Raw genomic sequence first — 20,472 nt, forward strand, 5'->3', positions numbered from 1 at the left:
GATATGCCACGTCCAACATAGCCGCATATCCAGCCCAGGAAGCGCTCAGAATACGTCGTCGTCTTGCCCTAGCATGACGTCTTCAAGTTCGCCGCTGAACGGCGAAACCGTCACACGCACTTGAATCGGCGCACAGCACTGAGGGCAATCCTCCCAAGTAGCGTGGCTACCCACACTGCTATCGATCAACATCTCGAAAGATGCGTCGCAATAAGGGCACTTCGCCGGCCATGACAACAACATCTCTTCGTTCATACCGACTCCTGCCGTCCTTGAGTACGGCGCATTACCGACTGAATGTCGGGTCGCCCTTGCCCTCTTTCAAGCCAAGGCGTCGAAATTCTCGCACAAGACTGGCATGCCAAGCTTCAGGCATTATCCAACTTGCCACCTTGGTGACATGGGCGCGCTTGAAATAAAGGCTTATCATGACAATGTCTCCGGTATCGATGATATTGTAGACATTGTCGAAGGAACCTGACTCGCGGCGAACCGAACCATCGAATGGTCTTCAGACCTTTCCAGCATGCCAAGGGCAACGTGGTTCGGCGTTCGCCATGAAAAATCGTCCAGCATTGATGAGGAGGGGGCCCCATGTCCGAAGCTCCACAGAATACGTTATCGACACTCGATGTCGGCGATCATACCTATCACTACTATAGTCTGGACAAGGCTGCCCAAGCGTTTGGCGACGCTTCGCGCCTGCCCATGACACTCAAGGTATTGCTCGAGAACCAACTACGCTATGGCGACGATGAAAGCGTCTCCTCCGACGACATGCAGGCACTCGTCGACTGGCAAAAGGAGGGGCGCTCCACTCGCGAAATCGGCTACCGTCCGGCACGCGTGTTGATGCAAGACTTCACCGGTGTTCCCGGGGTCGTGGACTTGGCCGCCATGCGCGACGCCGTCAAGCGTCTTGGCGAATCGGCCGACCGCATCAATCCGCTTTCCCCTGTGGATCTGGTCATCGATCACTCAGTCATGGTCGATCACTACGGCGATCCGTCATCGTTCAAGGACAACGTCGCCATCGAGATGGAGCGCAACCGCGAACGTTACGAATTCCTGCGCTGGGGCCAGCAGGCGTTCGATAATTTCCGCGTCGTGCCGCCGGGTACCGGTATCTGCCACCAGGTCAACCTGGAGTATCTCGGCAAGACGGTGTGGACGAAGGAAGAAAACGGCAAGACGTTCGCCTATCCGGACACGCTCGTGGGCACCGATTCCCACACCACCATGATCAACGGCCTGGGCGTGCTTGGCTGGGGCGTGGGCGGTATCGAGGCCGAGGCCGCAATGCTTGGCCAGCCGGTCTCGATGCTGATCCCCGAGGTCATCGGCTTCAAACTGACCGGCAAGCTGCGCGAAGGCATCACTGCCACCGACCTGGTGCTGACGGTCACTCAAATGCTGCGCCAGAAAGGCGTGGTCGGTAAATTCGTCGAATTCTACGGCGATGGCCTCAAGGATCTACCGCTGGCGGATCGTGCCACCATCGGCAACATGGCTCCCGAATACGGTGCCACCTGCGGGTTCTTCCCGGTCGACGAGGAAACCCTCAACTACATGCGCCTCACCGGCCGTGACGAGCATCAGATCGAGCTCGTCGAGGCGTATACCAAGGCGCAGGGGCTGTGGCGCGAACCCGGTGCCGAGCCGGTCTTCAGCGATGTCCTGCACCTCGACATGAACGAAGTCGAGTCCAGCCTGGCCGGGCCCAAGCGTCCGCAGGATCGTGTCGCGCTGACCGACATGAAGTCTACCTTCGAGAAGATCCTCAGTGATCGCAAGCCGGACGCTGCGCCCACCGAGCAGGGCAAGTGGCTCTCCGAAGGCGGCCAGACCGCCGTGGGCACCGACGAAAGCGTGGAGAACGAAGACAGCCAGCACTGCGAGGTCGATGGCGAAAACTTCAAGCTCAACCACGGCGCCGTGGTCATCGCTGCCATTACCTCGTGCACCAATACCTCCAACCCCAGCGTGATGCTGGCCGCTGGGTTGTTGGCGCGCAAGGCCGTCGAGAAGGGCCTCACCACCAAGCCTTGGGTCAAGACCTCACTGGCACCGGGCTCCAAGGTGGTCACCGACTACCTCGACGCCAGCGGCACCCAGAGCGACCTCAACGAACTCGGCTTCAACCTGGTCGGCTATGGCTGCACCACCTGCATCGGTAACTCCGGCCCCTTGCACGAGCCGATCGAGAAAGCCATCGACGAAGGCGATCTGACGGTGGCCTCGGTGCTCTCCGGCAACCGCAACTTCGAAGGCCGTATCCATCCGCTGGTGCCCACCAACTGGCTGGCATCACCGCCCTTGGTCGTGGCGTATGCCTTGGCCGGCAACATGCGCATCGATCTTTCCAAGGATCCGCTGGGCAATGACAAGGATGGCAACCCGGTGTACCTGAAGGATGTCTGGCCCAGCCAGGCGGAAATCGCCGAAGCCGTCGAACAGGTCCGGACCGAGATGTATCGCAAGGAGTACAGCGAGGTCTTCGAGGGTGATGAGATCTGGAAGTCGCTCGAGGTACCGGAAAGCGATGTCTATGCGTGGAACAACAAGTCCACCTACATCCAGCATCCGCCGTTCTTCGAAGGCATGGGCAAGGAGCCTGCGCCGTTGGAAGACGTCAAAGATGCCAACGTGTTGGCCATGTTCGGCGACTCGGTGACCACCGACCACATCTCGCCCGCCGGCGCGATCAAGCCGGACAGCCCCGCCGGCCGTTATCTGCAGGAAAACGGCGTCAAGCCCATGGATTTCAACTCCTATGGCTCACGGCGCGGCAATCACGAAGTGATGATGCGCGGCACCTTCGCCAACGTACGCATCAAAAACGAGATGCTCGATGACGTCGTCGGCGGCTATACCCGCCATGTGCCCAGCGGCGAGCAGATGGCGATCTACGATGCGGCGATGAAATACGTCGAGCAAGACACGCCGCTGGTAGTGGTCGCCGGCAAGGAATACGGCACCGGCTCGAGCCGCGACTGGGCGGCCAAGGGCACGCGCCTGCTGGGCGTGCGCGCCGTACTCGCCGAATCCTACGAGCGCATCCACCGCTCCAACCTGATCGGTATGGGCGTGTTGCCGCTGCAGTTCCCCGAGGGCGAGGACCGCAAGTCGCTCGGCATGACAGGCGACGAAACGATCTCCATCGAGGGCATCGCCGATATCGAGCCCGGCGCCAAGGTCAAGGTGACCATCGCCTCCGATAAAGGTGAGAAGAAGATCGAAGCGCTGTGCCGCATCGATACCGCCAACGAGATGGCCTATTACCGTCACGGCGGCATCCTGCACTACGTGCTGCGTAGCATGCTCTGATCGCCTCGCGCTGAGTTAGCGCCATGAGAAACACCCCGTCGGCATTGCCGGCGGGGTGTTTTTTGTCGATGGGTCGAGAGGCGTGCGTTTAGAAGGCGCGGCGCCGATAGGCGCGATAACGCGGATACCAGAAGTGACGTTCGATGGCATCCCACAGCGCCTCGTCACTAGAGGACAGCGCGACTTCTTCCTCCTGAGCCTGCTTGGCGACGGCGAAGGCGATGTCCTTGCTGATCTCGCGGATGTCACCCAGCGAGGGCAACAGAGCGCCCTTGCCGGTCTTGACGATGGGCGCGCCCTGGGCCAACGCATTGGAAGCCGCCATCAGCATCTTGTCGGTGACACGGGACGCATTGGTCGCCACGACCCCAAGGCCAATACCTGGGAAGATATAGGCGTTGTTGCACTGAGCGATCGCCACGTCGCGCTCGCCGACGCGCACCGGCGGGAAGGGGCTGCCCGTCGCCACCAGCGCTTCGCCCTGGGTCCAGTCGAGAAGATCTTGGGGGACAGCCTCGACCTTGGAGGTCGGGTTGGAAAGCGGCATCACCAGCGGCTGGGCACAACCGGCGTGCAGCGTCTTGATCACCTCTTCGGTGAACAGGCCGCTCTGACCGGAGACCCCGATCAACACGCTGGGCTTGGCATTGCGCACCACGTCGAGCAGGTCACGGGCCTGGGTATCCCAATCGCTCAAGGTGGCGGTCTCATGCGCCAGGCGCTGCTGGAAGTCGTAGAGCCCTTCCATGTCGCTGGTCAACAATCCGAAACGGTCGACCATGTAGACACGACGGCGCGCCTCGGCCTCACTCAGGCCTTCCATGGTCATCGCCACGACGATCTGCTCGGCGATACCGCAGCCCGCCGAGCCGGCCCCGAGAAACGCGATGGTCTGATCCTTGAGCGCCTCGCCCTTGGTCTTGCAGGCCGCCAGCAGCGTGCCTACGCACACCGCCGCCGTGCCCTGGATGTCGTCGTTGAAGCAGCACAGCTGGTCGCGATAACGCTCGAGCAACGGCATGGCGTTGGTCTGGGCGAAGTCCTCGAACTGCAACAGCACGTTGGGCCAGCGACGCTGCAACGCCTCCATGAACATGCCGATGAACTCGTCGTACTCTTCCTGACTGACCCGCGGGTGGCGCCAGCCCATGTACATGGGATCGTCGAGCAGTTTCTGATTGTTGGTGCCCACATCGAGCACGATGGGCAATGTGTAAGCCGGGCTGATGCCGCCACAGGCGGTATAAAGCGACAGTTTGCCGATGGGAATGCCCATGCCACCGATGCCCTGATCGCCCAGTCCCAGGATGCGCTCACCGTCGGTGGCTACGATCACGCGCACCTTGTCTTTGGTAGCGCTACGCAGGATGTCGTCCATGCGGTGACGATCGGGATAAGAGATGAAGAGCCCGCGGTGGTTACGGTAAATATTGGAGAACTCTTCGCATGCCTCCCCCACCGTGGGGGTATAAATGATCGGCAGCATTTCCTCGAGATGCTCTTCCAGTAGACGGAAGAACAGCGTCTCGTTGTCGTCCTGAATCGCCCGCAGATAAATGTGCTTGTCGAGGTTGTTCTGACAAAGAGTGTATTGGTGATAAGCGCGCTCGAGTTGCTCTTCGATGCTCTCGACATTCTGCGGCAACAGGCCCACCAAATTGAACTCGACACGCTCTTCACTGGTAAAGGCGCTGCCCTTGTTGAGTAGCGGCATCTCCAGCAGTGAGGGGCCGGCATAAGGAATATAAAGGGGACGCTTGGATGTTTCGCTCATCGTTTGCCTCACGCAGGTGACGGAACTCGGAGCTCTAGGGCTCCGCACGGCTCGAGCTTAACTATATCACGCCGCCTTGCCACCCGCGCACGCCACAAAGACGCACGGCGTCCCGAAGGACGCCGTGCATCATTTGCGCGTATCGATTCTATGGCTCAGCCACTGCGCGTTACGGGACGTGAAGGACCTGAGAAGAACAACGGGCGCAATTTGACGCCCAGCATGTTGCCGGCAAACGCCGCGACCAACCACAGCCAGCCGTGCAAGCTGCCCGACGAAATGCCCCCGAAATAGGCGCCGATGTTGCACCCGAACGCGAGGCGCGCCCCATAACCCAGCAGGAACCCGCCGATGGCTGCCGCTACTACGGAGCGTAACGGAATATTGAATTTCGGCGCGAAACGGCCCGCCAGCGCCGCGGCGGCCATCGCCCCCAGAATGATGCCCACGTTCATGACCGTGGTGATATCGCTCCAGACATTGGCGTTCAAGGCCGCCTCATTGCCGGCCGCCTGCCAATACCCCCAACCGCTGACATCGCCGCCCAAGGCTTCGAAGCCCTTGGCGCCCCACAGCGCGAATGCCGAGGTAATGCCCCATGGGCGTCCGGCGAGCGCCAGCGTGATGAAATTGAGCACCGCCAGTCCCACTGCGCCGGCCAATAGCGGCCAAGGGCCTTGCAGCCAGCGCGAGCGACCGGCCTCGACTTTAGGCGCGCGTTCGAGCTGACCGTGCCGGCGCTTCTCCATGGCCACCGTCAACGCCGCGATCGCGGCGAACAACGTCAGGCTGACGACGATACCGCCGCCCACGCCGAACAAGCCATGCAGCGACGTCGGCTGGAACGCCGGCAACGTCTGCCACCAGGCAAAATGCGCCGTGCCGACCAAGGAGCCGATAATGAAGAAAACCAGGGTAATCACCATGCGCGCATTACCGCCGCCCACCGTGAACAAGGTGCCCGAGGCGCAACCACCGCCCAATTGCATGCCCAGACCGAACAGGAAGGCCCCCACTAGAACCGAGACCCCGATGGGCGAGATATAACCAGAGACCGGTGTACCGAACAGCGTGCCCGCGCCGAGAGCAGGAAAGAACAGCACCACCGCCAAGGCCAACATGACCATCTGCGCGCGTAGGCCTCGCCCGCGCTGCTCGGTGATGAACACGCGCCACGCGGAAGTAAAGCCGAACGCGGCATGATAGAGCACCATGCCCAAGGCGCCCCCTACGATCATGAGCAGCCCCTTGGCCACCCCGAAAGCCGTGCCTACGGCCAGAGCGCCCAGGAGCAAGACTATCGCCGCCGCCAATGCCAACGGTGGCACGCCGCGACGAGACGTCAGCGAAGCGGACGAAACGCTAGATGCGTCAGGCATCACACCCTCCTGTCATCGTTTGAATGGAAATTGTTGTCTATCTTAGCGTCTGCCCAGACCTTTTAAAAATTCATAAAACGCATTCACGCTATAGCGTTTGGCAATATAAAAGGCCCATGTCTCACGACACGGGCCTTGGCAGCGCGCAAGATGCGCCGATAAGAAAAGCAGATGTGGCGTTACACGAAACGCCCCAGGCCAGCGACCTCTCGCACACGCTCCATGAGGGGTTGCGCCTCGGCGCGTGCCTTTTCGGCGCCCTGCTTGAGCACGTTCTCGATATGCCCGGGGTCCTCGAGCAGGGCGTTATACCGCTCGCGAGGTTCACGCAGGTGTGCGTTGAGGTATTCGAAGACCCGGTCCTTGGCTTCGCCCCAGCCGATGCCGTTCTCGTAGTCGGCCCGCATGGTGGCGGTTTCTTCGGCGGAGGCAAACGCCGAGAAGATCTGGAACAGCGTGCAGCTGTCGGGATCCTTGGGCTCGCCGGGCTCTAGGGAGTTGGTCTTGATCTTGCGCACCAGCTTCTGGAGCTTCTTCTCCGAGACGAACAACGGGATGGTGTTGTTGTAACTCTTGGACATCTTGCGGCCATCGAGCCCGTTCAATACCTCCATCTTGTCGTCGACCACCGCTTCGGGCAGCGTGAAATACTGGCCCTTGTAGAGATGGTTGAAGCGCCCGCCCATATCGCGCGCCATCTCGATATGCTGGATCTGGTCGCGCCCCACCGGGACTTTATTGGCATTGAACATCAAGATATCCGCCGCCATCAGCACCGGGTAACCGAACAGCCCCATGCTCACGCCTTTATCCATATCCTGATGGCCGAGCTCTTCGTTCTCGGCCACCGCCGCCTTGTAGGCATGGGCGCGGTTCATCAGCCCCTTGGCGCAGACGCAGGACAGCATCCAGGTCAGCTCGGGGATTTCGGGAATGTCCGATTGACGATAGAAAACGGCGTTGTCGGTATCCAGGCCCAGCGCCAGCCAGGTGGCGGCGATTTCCAGGCGCGATTGCTGCACGCGCTTAGGATCCTGACACTTGATCAACGCATGCAGGTCAGCAAGAAAGTAGAAGGAATCCACATCGGGACGCTGGCTGGCCTCGATGGCCGGTTTGATGGCCCCGACATAGTTGCCGAGATGCGGGGTACCGGTGGTGGTGATGCCGGTCAGAACGCGTGTCTTGGTCATGAAATTGGGCTGATCGCAACGAAATGTGAGAATCCGCCCAGTGTACAACGACGTCCCGGCCAAGGCGACCGGGCCTAGCCGGAACGTCCTGGTCCATCGCTATGCCATCAGGCTCTTGGGGTCGACCGCCTCCAGACCGAATGCCTGGGCCACCGCCGGATGCGTGATGTGTCCGGCATGCACGTTGAGCCCCTTGAGGAAGTGAGGATCTTCCGCCAGGGCGCCTTGCCAGCCTTTGTCGGCCAATGCCAGTACGAACGGCAAGGTGGCATTGGTCAACGCTTGAGTGGAAGTGCGCGCCACGGCGCCGGGCATGTTGGCGACGCAGTAATGCACCACACCATCCACGACATAGGTAGGATCGGCGTGGGTCGTCGCGCGGCTCGTCTCGAAGCAGCCGCCCTGATCGATGGCAACGTCCACCAACACACTGCCTGGACGCATATCGCCGAGCATCTTACGGGTGATTAGCTTAGGCGCCTGCGCGCCCGGCACTAGCACCGCTCCGACGACGATATCCGACTCGCGGGCCGCCGTTTCCAAGGCATCCGCCGTCGAGTACACGGTATTCAGACGCCCTTGATAGCGATGGTCGAGCACTTCCAGCCGCTCCAGCGACTTATCGAGCACGGTGACATCCGCGCCCAACCCCAGCGCCATGCGCGCGGCGTTCTCCCCGACCACGCCACCGCCGATCACGGTGACCTTGGCCGGCGCCACGCCGGGCACCCCTGGAATCAGAATACCCGCACCGCCTTGTGCTTTTTCCAGGCTATGCGCACCGGCCTGGACGGCCATGCGGCCGGCGACGCGACTCATCGGTGCCAACAGCGGCAAACCGCCTTCTTCGTCGGTGATCGTTTCATAGGCGATGCAGGTCGCTTCGCTGTCCATCAGCCCCCGTGTCAGCGACTCCTCGGCGGCCAAATGCAGGTAGGTGAATAGCGTATGGCTCGGCTTGAGGCGCTTGACCTCTTCCGGCTGCGGCTCCTTCACCTTGACGATCAACTCGGCGTTGTCCCAGAGCGCATCGAGATCTTGCTCGATATGGGCTCCCGCCGCTTCATACTCAGCGTCAGGGAAGCCGGCCCCCTCGCCCGCCGATGCCTGCACTGCCACGCGATGCCCGCGTGCCACAAGTTCGCGCACCACGCTTGGCGTCAAGGCGACACGATACTCATGGTTCTTGATTTCCTTAGGTACGGCGATTTTCATGGCGCCTCCGCTTAATGACGTGATCGAAATAGGCTCAACAACTATTCATTACAGCACACGCACAGGAATCGGAGGGAGAAGACAAAACGGGATGACGTGCTATAAAGCACCGCTTTTATAGAAAACTTTACGCTGACAGCGTACATGGCCGGACGATTTGCGCCGGCCATGCCGTGCACACCCTTCGCGCCTCAGACGGGACGTGCCTGGCCACATTGCCAGCAGGTATCGAAGACGCCTTCCAGCCATTCACCACAGGCAGGGCAGCACCAGTTCGGGCAATCCTCGGCGGGGCCGTTGAGAGCCTCATCGACCAACGCCTCGGCGCGTTGACGATGCCCCACCGGTACCCAGACCTCCGGCTCACACTCACCGGGGGGCAATTCACCGGCGCCACCGCCGAGGGTCATGTTGCGCAACACGGGCACCAGCCCGGCGCTGACCAGCACGTTGTGCACGTGGTTGACCAGCAACGCGTTGGGATGGCGAAAGACGCGAACGCTATCCAACGTCATGCTCAGTTGCGGAAAACCCGCACACCCATGGCCTTGAGGTAAGCGGTTTCGGGAATCGCGGGATGCACGGGATGATCAGGCCCCTGGTGGCCCTGATAGATGACCTGCCCGTGACGGTCCTGATGGCGCACCGCGCCCCGCACGCACTCCATCAAGCGCTCCGGCGCCAGGTGCATCGAGCACGACGCTGAAAGCAGCATGCCATCGCGCCCCAGCAGCCGAATCGCCTCACGATTGAGCCGCGAATAGGCGCGCTCGCCGTTGGGAATGTCCTTACGCCGCTTGATGAAGGCCGGCGGGTCGAGCACGATCACATCGAACTGCTCACCTTCCGCCTTGAGGGCTGCCAATGCCTCGAAAGCCTCACCCTCACCGACGGCCACCTGCTCGGCCAAACCATTAAGAGCGGCGTTCTCGGCCACACGCTCCAAGGCCTGGGCGGAACTATCCACGCACAGCACCTCGCTAGCGCCATGCGCGGCCGCCTGAACGCCCCAACCGCCCACGTAGCTGAACACGTCCAGCACGCGCTTGCCGGCAACCAGGCCATTGAGCCATGCCCGGTTAGCGCGATGGTCGAAAAACCAACCGGTTTTCTGGCCATCCAGCACCGGCACCACGAAGCGCACGCCGTTTTCCTCGAGCAGCACCTGGTCAGGCAACTCACCATAGGCCACCTCGACCTCATCGCCGAGCTGCTCCTGACGGCGCCCGGAGGAATCGTTCTTGAACACGATGGCGCGCGGCGCCAGCACCTTCTCGAGCGCGGCGACGATTTCTTCACGCAACCGGTCCATGCCCACGGTATTGAGTTGCACGACCAACACGTCATCGAAACGATCGACGATGAGCCCCGGTAACAGATCGCCCTCGCCATACACCAGGCGATAGAACGGCTTGGCGAACATCCGCTCGCGCAGGCTCAACGCCTGTTTGAAACGGTGGACAAATAGTGAACGATCAAGACGCACATCGACGTCCCGCGAGACGATACGCGCGCAGATCAGCGAGTGCGGATTGACGTAGGCGATGCCCATCGGCTTGCCATTGGCGGCCTCGATGACCGCCTGGGCACCCGGTTCGAAATCCTTCAGCGGCGTAGTCGCGATGTCGATCTCATTGGAATAGAGCCATAAATGGCCCGCCTTGAGACGACGATCGGCGTTTTTCTTGAGGCGTAGACGTTCGGTCACGGAAAACCTCTTGGCAAAGATATCGCGCGGCGCGAAGCGCTCAGCGCTGACAGTGGGGACAAAAAACGCTGGCCCGCTGTCCCAGCGTAGCCAAGCGTAGAAGCTCGCCGCAACGCCGGCAGGGCGCTTCTTGCCGCCCATAGACGTTGAGGCGCTGAGCGAAATAACCGGGCTCGCCGGTGCCGCTGACGAAGTCGCGAAGCGTCGTACCGCCCTGCGTGATCGCCGCCGCCAGCACCTCGCGTGCCGCCTCGGCCAGGCGCTCATAGCGCTCACGAGAGATACGTCCCGCCGCACGCCGAGGGTCGATCCCTGCCAGGAACAACGCTTCGCTGGCGTAGATATTGCCAACACCCACCACCACGGCGTTATCCATCAGAAACGGCTTGACGGCAATGCGCCGTTTGCGTGAAAGCCGATAGAGGCGATCGCCGTCGAAATCCGGCGACAACGGCTCAGGGCCCAGACGCGCCAAGCGCGGATCGTCGCCAAGCGAGCCCTGCAGCCAATCGACGATGCCGAAACGCCGAGGGTCGTGATAACGCAGGATCGCGCCATCCTCCATGACCAGATCGACATGATCGTGCTTTCTGGGCATATCGCCGAGACGCGCCACGCGCAGGCTACCGGACATGCCAAGATGCCATAACAAGGTACGCTCGCCGACAGGCATGAGCAGGTACTTGGCGCGCCGCCCTAGCGTGCCGACTCGCTGACCGACGAGCGTATCCGCCAGGTCATCCGGCACCGGGGTGCGCAGGCGCGGCTGGCGCACGATGACTTCACGGACCTCGTGCCCCTCTATATAGGGCGCAATACCGCGACGCGTCGTCTCGACTTCAGGGAGTTCGGGCATGCTGGTCTCCCGCCACTTTTCTTGCTGGCATAAAAAAACCCGGAGCGACCCGGGTTTTTCTGACAGGTGAACGTCACCTGAGGCGAAGGAGGGCCAAGATCACTTGATCTTGGCTTCCTTGTACATCACGTGCTTGCGGACGACCGGGTCGAATTTTTTCATTTCGAGCTTATCCGGCGTGTTCCGCTTGTTCTTGTCGGTGGTGTAGAAATGGCCGGTTCCGGCGCTGGACACCATCTTGATCTTGTCACGCATGACTCGTTACTCCCTGTTTGGACGCGCTGTTTAGACGCGATCACCACGCTTGCGGATATCGCTGAGCACTTCTTCAATGCCCTTCTTATCGATGATGCGCATGCCCTTGGAGGAAACGCGCAGCTTGACGAAGCGCTTTTCGGCTTCCACCCAGAAACGATGGGTGTGCAAGTTCGGCAAGAAGCGACGACGTGTTCTCCGCTGGGAGTGAGAAACATTGTTACCAGTCACCGGGCGCTTGCCGGTAACCTGACATACTTGGGACATGGAAGCCTCCAACCACTGGCGAGTTGTTCAAAACCTGTCGGGCAAACCGGGAATGGCAGGCTACCGCCTTCTGCCCTGATTCAAAGGGCGTACTTTATACCAGACGTCAAGCCTTGCCGCAAGCTTGCGGAGGCTCGACGGACGGCCAGCCTGGCATCGCAGAAACGGCCTTAAAGCCATCCGCGTTCGGCAAACGATATTACCTCACCATCGCCGACGACGAAATGATCCAGCACACGGATCTCGAACAGCCCCAATGCTTCCTTGAGCCGCTGGGTGATTCGACGATCGGCGTCGCTCGGCTCGGCCACGCCCGAAGGGTGGTTATGAGCAAAGATCAACGCCCCGGCATTGAGCGCCAGCGCCCGGCGCGACACCTCACGCGGGTAGACAGATGCACTGTCGAGCGTGCCTTCCGAGAGCGTCTCGAAGCGAATCACGCGGTGCTGCGTATCCAGAAACAATGCCGCGAATGCCTCGTGGGGCAGGTGACGCAACTGCGAGGTCAAGAACTGGCGCACCAAGGCCGGCGAAGTCAGAGCGCCGCCACGCTCCAACAAGCTCCCCAGGTGGCGCCGGGAAAGTTCCAGCGAGGCTTGAAGCTGCACATACTTGGCCTCGCCCAGGCCATGCTCCGCGCAAAAGCGCGCCTGATCGGCCTCCAGCAACGGCCGCAGACCTCCGAAAGCGACCAGCAGGTCACGTGCAAGGTCCACCGCCGAACGCCCCTTCACGCCCACACGTAGAAAAATCGCCAGCAACTCGGCATCCGACAGCACCGGCGCCCCCAGAGTGAGCAACTTTTCACGCGGGCGTTCGCCTTCCGGCCAATCGCGTATTCCCATCGCCAGTTCCCCTCAGATTGCGGATGTCACGGCATACCCAGACACAATATCAGCAATATCTCATTAATGAGCAATATCGCACACCGATCACCCCCAACCAAAGTTGCATCGCATGATTATCTAACCTGACTACCATACTAGTCAGACAACGAAACGAGGCAGGATCTTCACATGACGCCATCGCTGCTCGCGCTCTGGGACGAACAACCCGACGGTAATGTCCGTCAACGCCTCTATGCGGTCCTGCGCCAATCGATCATTCGCATGACGTTGGCGCCCAGCCAGGCACTGTCGGAGAAAGAAATCGCCGAGACCTTCGCGGTCAGCCGGCAACCCGTACGCGAAGCTTTTATTCGACTCTCGGAGTCGGGTCTGATCGAGGTACGTCCCCAGCGCGGTACTTACGTCGTGCACATTTCTCAAGCCGATGTCATGGAGGCACGTTTCGTGCGCGAAGCCATCGAGATCGCGGTCGCACGAGACGCCGCCGAACAGGGGCTCGCTCCAGTGGTACGCGATGAGCTTCATGAGCTCATCGACCGCCAGCAACGCTGCATCGAAACGCAGGACCATGACCGTTTCTACCGTCTCGACGAAGCATTCCACCGTACCCTCGCGCTAGAGACCGGACACGACGCCGCTTGGCGCGTGACACAAGAGGTCAAGGCCCAACTCGACCGCGTGCGCTACCTGAGCGTGCCGGACGCCACGCCGATCAAGAAGCTGATCGATCAGCATACCCACATTCTCGAAAGCATCATGGCGCACGATCCCGAGGCTGCTGAAAAGGCCGTGAGGGAACACCTGCGCGAAATACTCAGCTCGCTACCGGACCTGGTCGAACGCTTTCCCGAACTCTTCACGTCCACCTCGACGGGTGGTCGTCGAACCTCGCTGCTGTCTGGAGCCAGTGCATGAAGATTCAAGACGCCTATACCATCGTCACCTGCCCCGGGCGCAACTTCGTGACGCTCAAGATCGTCACCGAGTCCGGCACCTACGGCATCGGCGATGCCACCCTGAACGGCCGCGAGATGGCGGTGACGGCCTACCTCGACGAACACGTCGTGCCGACATTGATCGGCCGCGATGCCAGCCGCATCGAAGATACCTGGCAGTATCTCTATCGCGGTGCCTACTGGCGGCGTGGCCCAGTGACCATGACCGCCATTGCCGCCGTCGACATGGCGCTATGGGACATCAAGGCCAAGGCCGCGGGCATGCCGCTTTATCAGTTACTCGGCGGCAAAAGCCGTGAGCGCGTCATGACCTACGCCCACTGCACCGGCCAGGAAATCGATGACTGCCTCGAGGAAGTCGCCCGTCATGTCGAGATGGGCTATCGCGCAGTGCGCGTCCAGTCCGGCGTGCCGGGGATCAAGACCACCTACGGCGTGGCCAAGAACCCCGGCGAGCGCTACGAGCCGGCCGACTCATCACTGCCTGCCGAGCACGTCTGGAGCACCGAAAAGTACCTTAATCATGCGCCCAAGCTGTTCGCCGCAGTACGCGAGCGCTTCGGCGACGAACTGCACGTCCTGCACGACGTCCATCATCGCCTGACGCCGATCGAGGCAGCGCGATTGGGCAAGGCCGTTGAACCCTATCACTTGTTCTGGTTGGAAGACTGCGTGCCGGCCGAGAACCAGGAGAGCCTGCGCTTGATCCGCGAACACACCACCACGCCGCTGGCAATCGGTGAGGTGTTCAATTCGATCCACGACTGCCGAGAGATGATCCAGAACCAGTGGATCGACTATATCCGCATGCCGCTCACCCACGGCGGCGGCATCACCGCGATGCGCCGCGTCGCCGATTTGGCTGCGCTTTATCATGTACGTACCGGCTTCCATGGCCCCACCGACCTATCGCCGGTATGTCTGGGCGCGGCGATTCACTTCGACACCTGGGTACCCAATTTCGGCATTCAGGAACACATGCCCCACGACCCACTCACCGATGAGGTCTTCCCCCACGACTATCGCTTCGAGGACGGCCATTTCCTGGTGGGCGAGTCTCCGGGACACGGTGTCGATATCGATGAGGAGCTCGCGGCCAAGTACCCCTACAAACGCGCCAGTCTGCCGGTCAACCGTCTTGAAGACGGCACGCTCTGGCACTGGTAATCCCGTTTCCCTTTCATAGAGCGGAGTCCGTCATGAAAGCCTTTGAGGTTCGCGCCCCCCACGATTTCAGCATCGTTGACATCGATGCCCCGCAAGCCGCCGCTGGCGAGGTGAGCGTCGGCGTCGCCTTCGCCGGTATCTGCGGCTCGGACATGCACATCATTCACGGCGACAACGCCTTCGTGCGCTTCCCGCGGATTACCGGCCACGAGTTCGCCGGCGTCGTCGAAGCAGTAGGCGAGGGCGTCGAGAACGTGTCGGTGGGTGACCGAGTATGCATCGACCCGGTCATCAACTGCGGCGAGTGCTACCCGTGCCGTATCGGTCGGCCCAACGTCTGCAGCGCCATGCAGGTGATCGGTGTGCACCGCAACGGCGGCTTCGCCAACCAGGTCAGCGTTCCCGCCGCTAACGCTCATCGGCTGCCCGAGAACATCGCTCTCGATCAGGCCGCGCTGGTCGAGCCCTACACCATCGCGGCCAACGTGCTGGAGCGCATGCAGCCTCACGACGGCGATGCCCTGTTGATCCTCGGCGCCGGCGTCATCGGCCTGACGATCCTCCAGGTCGCTCGAGCCCAAGGGCTCACTGACATCACCGTTTGCGACGTCATCGACGACCGGTTGGACGTCGCCCGCTCACTGGGCGCCAGCCACACGGTGAACGGTCAGCGGGAAGATCTCGAAGCCGTGATGGCCGAGCGCACTAGCGGCGAGGGCGTGCCGTTGATCGCCGACGCCGCCTGCGTACCGGCGCTGTTCCCTCAGCTCGCACGGATCGCCTCGCCGGCCGGACGTATTGGCTTACTGGGTTTCAACACGACGCCCAGCGACCTGGTTCAACTCGAGGTTATCAAGAAGGAGCTGACGATCGTCGGCTCACGACTCAACAACCGCAAGTTCCCCGAAGTCATCGAGATGCTCGCCAGCGGGCGGCTCGATGCCACGGCGCTGGTCAGCCACCGGCTGCCCTTCGCCGAGATGGGTGAGGCGATCCATATGATCGACCATCACCCGGAACGCGTGTGCAAGGTACTCATCGAACTCGAGGCCTGAAACGCTAGGCGATTCGATCCCTCGCACGCGCCAACCATCGACTGCAAACCATTACTCAACGCTCAACAACAACAGCCATCAACAGAGTCAGGAGTGAACGTCATGCTCAAACAGCTACTCGCCAGCGCCGTCATCGGCTCAAGCATACTCGCCGCCCCGTTCGCCACAGCCACGGATTACACCCTCAAGTTCGGCCACCTGGCCAACGAAGAAAACATCTGGAACAAAGCCGCCGAGCGCTTCAAAAAAGTCGTCGAAGAGGAATCCGACGGCCGCATCGACGTACAGATATTTCCCAACGAGCAGTTGGGCACCGAGATGGAAGTCATCAACAGCATTCAACTCGGCACCGCTGATATGACCATCACCGGGGAAAGTTTGCAGAACTGGGCCCCCAAGGCAGCGATGATGGCCGTGCCCTACGCCTTCCGCGATTCCGAACATCTGCGCAAGGCAGTCGAGGGCGATATCGGCAAGCAGATCGAACAACAGATCGAGGAGAAAGCCGGCCTGGTACCGATCGCTTGGTTCGAACGTGGTCCGCGTGAGCTGACGTCCAACCAGCCGATCAAGAAGCCCTCTGATCTTGACGGCTTGCGTTTACGCGTACCCAACGTGCCACTGTTCGTCGATACCTGGCAGGCGCTCGGCGCCAAGCCCACGCCGATGGCCTTTAGCGAGGTCTTCACGTCGCTGCAGCAGGGCACCATCGACGGCCAGGAGAACCCGCTTTCGCTGATCGAGAGCGCCAGCTTCAACGAGGTTCAGGACTACGTGAACATGACCGATCACGTGCATAGCTGGATCTACGTGGTGATTGGCAAGAACAAACTCGAGTCAATGCCGGAGGACCTGCAAGAGGTAGTCCTCGATGCGGCTCAGCAGATGCAGTCCTATGAGGCGAAACTCTTCGACGAGGACCAGAAGCGTCTGCGTAATGCGCTCGAAGAAGCCGGCATGGAGTTCGTCGAAGTCGATCAAAAAGCCTTCGCCGACGAGGCCGAACCGGCTGTCAAAGCGTCGCTCAATGACGAACAACAAAAGCTCTATGAGGCGATCCAGGACCTCTGATCGGGCACTTCCCCCCACGCCGGGGCTGAGCATGACGGCCCCGGCACTCTGCCGACTCGCCGAGGAACATTCCTGATGAGCGATTCCGATTCCATATCGAGCGATCCGCTGCACGACATCGCCGAGATTCCCCCCCTCGGTGGTCTCTGGGGGCGGTTGGTCAGCGGGCTCGACCGCCTGTTCGCCCTACTCGCATCGCTGGCGCTGATAGCCATCGCCGCCGTGGTGATCCTGCAAATCGTCTCCCGAGTGGCGCTGCCTAGCTCCCCGGCCTGGACCGAGGAGCTGTCGCGCTACCTATTCATCTACATGGTGGCGCTGTCGTCCGGCCTCGTCCTTCGCCGTAATCGTCACGTCAACGTCGAACTTTTCCAGCATCTGTTAGGCCGGCGCAGCCAGTTGGTCTACCGAGCACTATGTTGTTTGGTCGTGGGTGTCTTCTCCGCATGGATGATCCCCTACGCCATGCAATTCGCGCAGGTGGGCGCCTTCCAGACCTCGCCGACGCTTGAGGTCCATATGCACTATATCTTCTTCTCGACCGTCGCCCTGTTCGGCCTATCCGCCCTGTATGCGGCGATCGGCCTGATCGAGGCCAGCGTGGCCATTGCTCGCGGCGGATCGACCCATACCGGGGAGACGCCGTAATGGAAGTCGCTGTCCTGTTCTGCGTATTTCTGGTCCTACTGCTAGTGGGTATTCCCATCGCCTTCTCGCTGGGCATCGCTTCGCTTTCGTACCTACTGCTATCGGACATCTCGCTGACCATCGTCCCGCAGCGCATGTACGGGGGTATCGACACCTTCGTGCTGCTATGCATTCCCGGTTTCGTGCTTGCCGGCAACCTGATGAATGTCGGCAACATCACCGATCACATCGTGCGTTTCGCGAACGCCCTGATGGGGCATATCCGCGGTGGACTGGGGCTCGCCAACGTGGGGGGCTCGATGATCTTCGGCGGCATCTCCGGTACCGCCGTGGCCGATGCGGCAAGCATCGGTTCGGTGATGATCCCCGGCATGTCCCGAGCCGGCTACGACAAGCCCTTCGCCGCCGCAGTGACCGCCGCCTCGTCGACAGTGGGGCCGATCATTCCCCCCAGCGTGCCGATGATCATCGCCGGGTCGCTATCCGGCGTTTCGGTCGGCCGGATGTTTCTGGCCGGCGCCATTCCGGGCTTGTTGCTGGGTCTGGCGATGATGATCACCGTGTACATCCTGGCCGTGAAGCGCGGCTACCCGCGCGAGAAGCGTTCGACCTTCAAGGAACTGATCAAGGAAGGACGCAGTGCATTCTGGGCACTGATGATGACCTTCATCATTCTCTACGGCATCATCGGCGGCTTCTTTACGCCCACCGAGGCGTCCATCGTCGCCAGCCTGTACGCCTTGGTGATCGGCATGTTCGTCTATAAGGGCATCACCTGGCGCAACCTGCCGCAGATCGTCGTCGATACGGTACTGACTTCGGGCTCGCTGATGCTGCTGGTGGGCTTGGCCAACCTGTTCGGCTGGATTCTCACCAGCCAGCAGATCCCGCAGATGATCGCCGACCAGATCCTAGGCTTTAGCGCGAATCCCATCGTCGTCATCCTGATACTCAACCTGATCCTGCTGGTGGTCGGCACCTTCATGGAGACCATCGCCGCACTGATCATTCTGTTCCCCGCGCTACTGGGAGTAGCCACCGGCGTGGGCATGGACCCAGTGCATTTCGGCCTGATGGCGGTACTTAACCTGATGATCGGACTGACCACACCACCCCTCGGGGTCTGCCTTTTCGTTGTCTCGGGTATCGGCAAGCTGCCGATGCTGCGTGTGGCGCGAGCCATCGTGCCGTTTCTGATCTGCAACCTGGTGGTGCTGCTACTGGTGTCCTATGTGCCGGCCCTTTCGCTGTGGCTGCCCAACCTGCTGATGGGAGACTGATCGACCATGACCCCGACATCGATACCCAGCACGCACGCGCCGGCCCCGGTGGGCATCGTCCATCTCGGCCTGGGCGCCTTTCACCGCGCCCACCAAGCGGTCTATCTGGAGCGTAACCTGGCCCGCCATGATGGCGGCCCGTGGGGTATCGCCAGCGCCAACCTGCGTTCCAACCGCCAGCTCGTCGAACTGATGCGCGAACGCGATCAGCGCTATCATGTCGCCGAATACACCGACAGCGACACCCTGACCCTGCGCGAAATCGCGGCGATCCGTGAGACGCTCTATGCCGGCTCCGGAGGCGAGGATCTCGAGGCCCTGCTGGCCCGCATGAGCGAACCAGGCGTGCGCATCGTCACGCTGACCGTGACCGAGAAGGGCTACCACCTCGACCCGGCGGACGGACGGCTGCTGCTCGACGCCGAGCCGATTCGCCACGACATCACCAATCCCACGCAACCGCGGACCGCACCGGGCATGCTGGTCGAAGCGCTAGCTCGACGATTCACGGCCGGCACCCCAGCGTTCACGGTGCTGTGCTGCGACAACATGCCCGATAATGGCAAGCGCACTCGCCGCGCAGTGATCGAGCTGGCCCGTCGGCGCGACGAGAAGCTCGCCGAATGGATCGCCGATGCCGTGGCCTTTCCCTCGAGCATGGTCGACCGCATCGTCCCGGCGATGAGCGAAGCCGAGTTCGAGCGCCTACGCACACTGGGTATCGACGACCCCGTCGCAGTGGCCTGCGAGTCTTTCAGCCAATGGGTGATCGAAGACGACTTCCCGCAGGGTCGCCCCGACTGGCAGCACGACGGCGTGCAGATGGTCGCCGATGTCGCACCCTTCGAGGCCATGAAGCTACGCATGCTCAACGGCAGCCATTCGCTGCTCGCCTATCTCGGCGCGCTGGCGGGTATCGAGACAGTGGCAGAAGCCGTCGGTCGTCCGGAATTCGCCGCCCTGCTGCGCGGCTACATGCGCCGCGAAGCCGCACCGACATTGGCCATGCCGGCAGACATCGATCTCGGGGCCTACGCTGACCGCCTGATCGAGCGCTTCACCAATGACAGCCTGCATCATCGCCTGCAACAGATCGCCATGGATGGGTCTCAGAAACTGCCCCAGCGCTGGCTCACCGGTGCCCAGAAACAGCTCGAAGCCGACGGCGAGATCGCCTGCACGGCGCTCGGCGTGGCGGCCTGGATCCGCTATACCGCCGCCAGCAACCTGGCAGGCGAGAGCCACCCGGTCGACGACCCAATGGCCGAAACCTTCGCTGCGTTGCATGCCAACCACGACAAGCCCGAGCCACTGATCGCCGCCTTTCTCGCCCTCGACAGCGTTTTTCCAAGCGAGCTGGCCGACGATGCCCGCTTCTCTCGCGCGGTGCTCGACGCCTACCGCACGCTGAACGAATGTGGCGTCGAGGAGGCCCTGACCATTCTCGACGTACCGATACGATAGGATACGACC

General features: G+C 61.5%; 19 protein-coding genes. 8 read left to right on the plus strand and 11 right to left on the minus strand.

Annotation, left to right across the window (positions count from 1 at the left end):
• Positions 1 to 45 precede the first annotated feature (45 nt).
• Entirely contained in the window at positions 46 to 255 is a 210-nt protein-coding gene (locus tag L1075_RS07790) for a zinc ribbon domain-containing protein (protein ID WP_246941262.1), read from the minus strand.
• Positions 256 to 594: 339 nt separating this feature from the next.
• On the opposite strand from L1075_RS07790, the gene acnA reads away from it, so the two are divergent.
• Positions 595 to 3,327 (plus strand): aconitate hydratase AcnA, encoded by a 2,733-nt coding sequence (gene acnA, locus L1075_RS07795; protein WP_246941264.1) that lies wholly within the window; start codon positions 595 to 597, stop codon positions 3,325 to 3,327.
• An 88-nt stretch (positions 3,328 to 3,415) separates the two neighbouring features.
• Here acnA and L1075_RS07800 read toward each other — a convergent pair whose 3' ends face one another.
• The 10 genes from L1075_RS07800 to radC form a co-directional block, all read right to left on the minus strand.
• On the minus strand, positions 3,416 to 5,101 hold the full coding sequence (locus tag L1075_RS07800) for an NAD-dependent malic enzyme (protein WP_040243058.1): 1,686 nt from the start codon (positions 5,099 to 5,101) through the stop codon (positions 3,416 to 3,418).
• Positions 5,102 to 5,256: 155 nt separating this feature from the next.
• Positions 5,257 to 6,480 (minus strand): YeeE/YedE family protein, encoded by a 1,224-nt coding sequence (locus L1075_RS07805; RefSeq protein WP_040243059.1) that lies wholly within the window; start codon positions 6,478 to 6,480, stop codon positions 5,257 to 5,259.
• 179 nt (positions 6,481 to 6,659) lie between these two features.
• Positions 6,660 to 7,673, minus strand: a complete 1,014-nt coding sequence (locus tag L1075_RS07810; protein ID WP_040243061.1) for a tryptophan--tRNA ligase — start codon at positions 7,671 to 7,673, stop codon at positions 6,660 to 6,662.
• 99 nt (positions 7,674 to 7,772) lie between these two features.
• A complete protein-coding gene (ald, locus tag L1075_RS07815; RefSeq protein WP_040243063.1) occupies positions 7,773 to 8,888 on the minus strand; it encodes an alanine dehydrogenase in 1,116 nt (371 codons plus the stop codon).
• Positions 8,889 to 9,079: 191 nt separating this feature from the next.
• The gene (locus tag L1075_RS07820; RefSeq protein ID WP_040243064.1) at positions 9,080 to 9,403 is read right to left on the minus strand and encodes a putative signal transducing protein; all 324 of its coding nucleotides are present in this window, start codon (positions 9,401 to 9,403) and stop codon (positions 9,080 to 9,082) included.
• 2 nt (positions 9,404 to 9,405) lie between these two features.
• The gene (locus tag L1075_RS07825) at positions 9,406 to 10,596 is read right to left on the minus strand and encodes a class I SAM-dependent rRNA methyltransferase (protein WP_040243065.1); all 1,191 of its coding nucleotides are present in this window, start codon (positions 10,594 to 10,596) and stop codon (positions 9,406 to 9,408) included.
• A 40-nt stretch (positions 10,597 to 10,636) separates the two neighbouring features.
• Positions 10,637 to 11,452 carry a bifunctional DNA-formamidopyrimidine glycosylase/DNA-(apurinic or apyrimidinic site) lyase gene (mutM, locus tag L1075_RS07830; protein ID WP_040243067.1) on the minus strand — a complete coding sequence of 272 codons (816 nt, stop codon included), beginning with the start codon at positions 11,450 to 11,452 and terminating at the stop codon, positions 10,637 to 10,639.
• 99 nt (positions 11,453 to 11,551) lie between these two features.
• Positions 11,552 to 11,707 (minus strand): 50S ribosomal protein L33, encoded by a 156-nt coding sequence (gene rpmG / locus L1075_RS07835; RefSeq protein WP_011508261.1) that lies wholly within the window; start codon positions 11,705 to 11,707, stop codon positions 11,552 to 11,554.
• Between the two features lie 30 nt (positions 11,708 to 11,737).
• Positions 11,738 to 11,974 carry a 50S ribosomal protein L28 gene (rpmB, locus tag L1075_RS07840; protein WP_040243069.1) on the minus strand — a complete coding sequence of 79 codons (237 nt, stop codon included), beginning with the start codon at positions 11,972 to 11,974 and terminating at the stop codon, positions 11,738 to 11,740.
• 170 nt (positions 11,975 to 12,144) lie between these two features.
• Positions 12,145 to 12,819, minus strand: a complete 675-nt coding sequence (gene radC, locus L1075_RS07845) for a RadC family protein (protein WP_040243070.1) — start codon at positions 12,817 to 12,819, stop codon at positions 12,145 to 12,147.
• 171 nt (positions 12,820 to 12,990) lie between these two features.
• Here radC and L1075_RS07850 point away from each other — a divergent pair, with 171 nt between their 5' ends.
• The 7 genes from L1075_RS07850 (at position 12,991) to L1075_RS07880 (ending at position 20,463) form a co-directional block, all read left to right on the plus strand.
• The gene (locus tag L1075_RS07850; protein ID WP_246941266.1) at positions 12,991 to 13,737 is read left to right on the plus strand and encodes a GntR family transcriptional regulator; all 747 of its coding nucleotides are present in this window, start codon (positions 12,991 to 12,993) and stop codon (positions 13,735 to 13,737) included.
• Positions 13,734 to 14,945, plus strand: a complete 1,212-nt coding sequence (gene manD, locus L1075_RS07855) for a D-mannonate dehydratase ManD (RefSeq protein ID WP_246941268.1) — start codon at positions 13,734 to 13,736, stop codon at positions 14,943 to 14,945. The genes L1075_RS07850 and manD overlap by 4 nt, the downstream gene beginning before the upstream one ends.
• Positions 14,946 to 14,977: 32 nt before the next feature.
• A complete protein-coding gene (locus L1075_RS07860; protein WP_246941270.1) occupies positions 14,978 to 16,000 on the plus strand; it encodes a Zn-dependent oxidoreductase in 1,023 nt (340 codons plus the stop codon).
• A gap of 102 nt (positions 16,001 to 16,102) precedes the next feature.
• Positions 16,103 to 17,071, plus strand: a complete 969-nt coding sequence (locus L1075_RS07865) for a TRAP transporter substrate-binding protein (protein ID WP_246941272.1) — start codon at positions 16,103 to 16,105, stop codon at positions 17,069 to 17,071.
• Positions 17,072 to 17,146: 75 nt separating this feature from the next.
• On the plus strand, positions 17,147 to 17,719 hold the full coding sequence (locus L1075_RS07870) for a TRAP transporter small permease (protein WP_246941274.1): 573 nt from the start codon (positions 17,147 to 17,149) through the stop codon (positions 17,717 to 17,719).
• The gene (locus tag L1075_RS07875; RefSeq protein ID WP_040243079.1) at positions 17,719 to 18,999 is read left to right on the plus strand and encodes a TRAP transporter large permease; all 1,281 of its coding nucleotides are present in this window, start codon (positions 17,719 to 17,721) and stop codon (positions 18,997 to 18,999) included. The genes L1075_RS07870 and L1075_RS07875 overlap by 1 nt, the downstream gene beginning before the upstream one ends.
• Positions 19,000 to 19,005: 6 nt before the next feature.
• A complete protein-coding gene (locus tag L1075_RS07880; protein ID WP_246941276.1) occupies positions 19,006 to 20,463 on the plus strand; it encodes a mannitol dehydrogenase family protein in 1,458 nt (485 codons plus the stop codon).
• Positions 20,464 to 20,472 lie beyond the last annotated feature (9 nt).

The organism is Chromohalobacter beijerinckii (assembly GCF_023061185.1).
In the GTDB taxonomy this organism is placed as follows: Bacteria; Pseudomonadota; Gammaproteobacteria; order Pseudomonadales; family Halomonadaceae; genus Chromohalobacter; species Chromohalobacter beijerinckii.

Bases quoted from the DNA above. Each gene is read 5' to 3' on its own strand.
- L1075_RS07790 (WP_246941262.1), bottom strand. From the start codon at position 255: ATGAACGAAGAGATGTTGTTGTCATGGCCGGCGAAGTGCCCTTATTGC.
- acnA (WP_246941264.1), top strand. From the start codon at position 595: ATGTCCGAAGCTCCACAGAATACGTTATCGACACTCGATGTCGGCGAT.
- L1075_RS07800 (WP_040243058.1), bottom strand. From the start codon at position 5,101: ATGAGCGAAACATCCAAGCGTCCCCTTTATATTCCTTATGCCGGCCCC.
- L1075_RS07805 (WP_040243059.1), bottom strand. From the start codon at position 6,480: ATGCCTGACGCATCTAGCGTTTCGTCCGCTTCGCTGACGTCTCGTCGC.
- L1075_RS07810 (WP_040243061.1), bottom strand. From the start codon at position 7,673: ATGACCAAGACACGCGTTCTGACCGGCATCACCACCACCGGTACCCCG.
- ald (WP_040243063.1), bottom strand. From the start codon at position 8,888: ATGAAAATCGCCGTACCTAAGGAAATCAAGAACCATGAGTATCGTGTC.
- L1075_RS07820 (WP_040243064.1), bottom strand. From the start codon at position 9,403: ATGACGTTGGATAGCGTTCGCGTCTTTCGCCATCCCAACGCGTTGCTG.
- mutM (WP_040243067.1), bottom strand. From the start codon at position 11,452: ATGCCCGAACTCCCTGAAGTCGAGACGACGCGTCGCGGTATTGCGCCC.
- rpmG (WP_011508261.1), bottom strand. From the start codon at position 11,707: ATGCGTGACAAGATCAAGATGGTGTCCAGCGCCGGAACCGGCCATTTC.
- rpmB (WP_040243069.1), bottom strand. From the start codon at position 11,974: ATGTCCCAAGTATGTCAGGTTACCGGCAAGCGCCCGGTGACTGGTAAC.
- radC (WP_040243070.1), bottom strand. From the start codon at position 12,819: ATGGGAATACGCGATTGGCCGGAAGGCGAACGCCCGCGTGAAAAGTTG.
- L1075_RS07850 (WP_246941266.1), top strand. From the start codon at position 12,991: ATGACGCCATCGCTGCTCGCGCTCTGGGACGAACAACCCGACGGTAAT.
- manD (WP_246941268.1), top strand. From the start codon at position 13,734: ATGAAGATTCAAGACGCCTATACCATCGTCACCTGCCCCGGGCGCAAC.
- L1075_RS07860 (WP_246941270.1), top strand. From the start codon at position 14,978: ATGAAAGCCTTTGAGGTTCGCGCCCCCCACGATTTCAGCATCGTTGAC.
- L1075_RS07865 (WP_246941272.1), top strand. From the start codon at position 16,103: ATGCTCAAACAGCTACTCGCCAGCGCCGTCATCGGCTCAAGCATACTC.
- L1075_RS07870 (WP_246941274.1), top strand. From the start codon at position 17,147: ATGAGCGATTCCGATTCCATATCGAGCGATCCGCTGCACGACATCGCC.
- L1075_RS07875 (WP_040243079.1), top strand. From the start codon at position 17,719: ATGGAAGTCGCTGTCCTGTTCTGCGTATTTCTGGTCCTACTGCTAGTG.
- L1075_RS07880 (WP_246941276.1), top strand. From the start codon at position 19,006: ATGACCCCGACATCGATACCCAGCACGCACGCGCCGGCCCCGGTGGGC.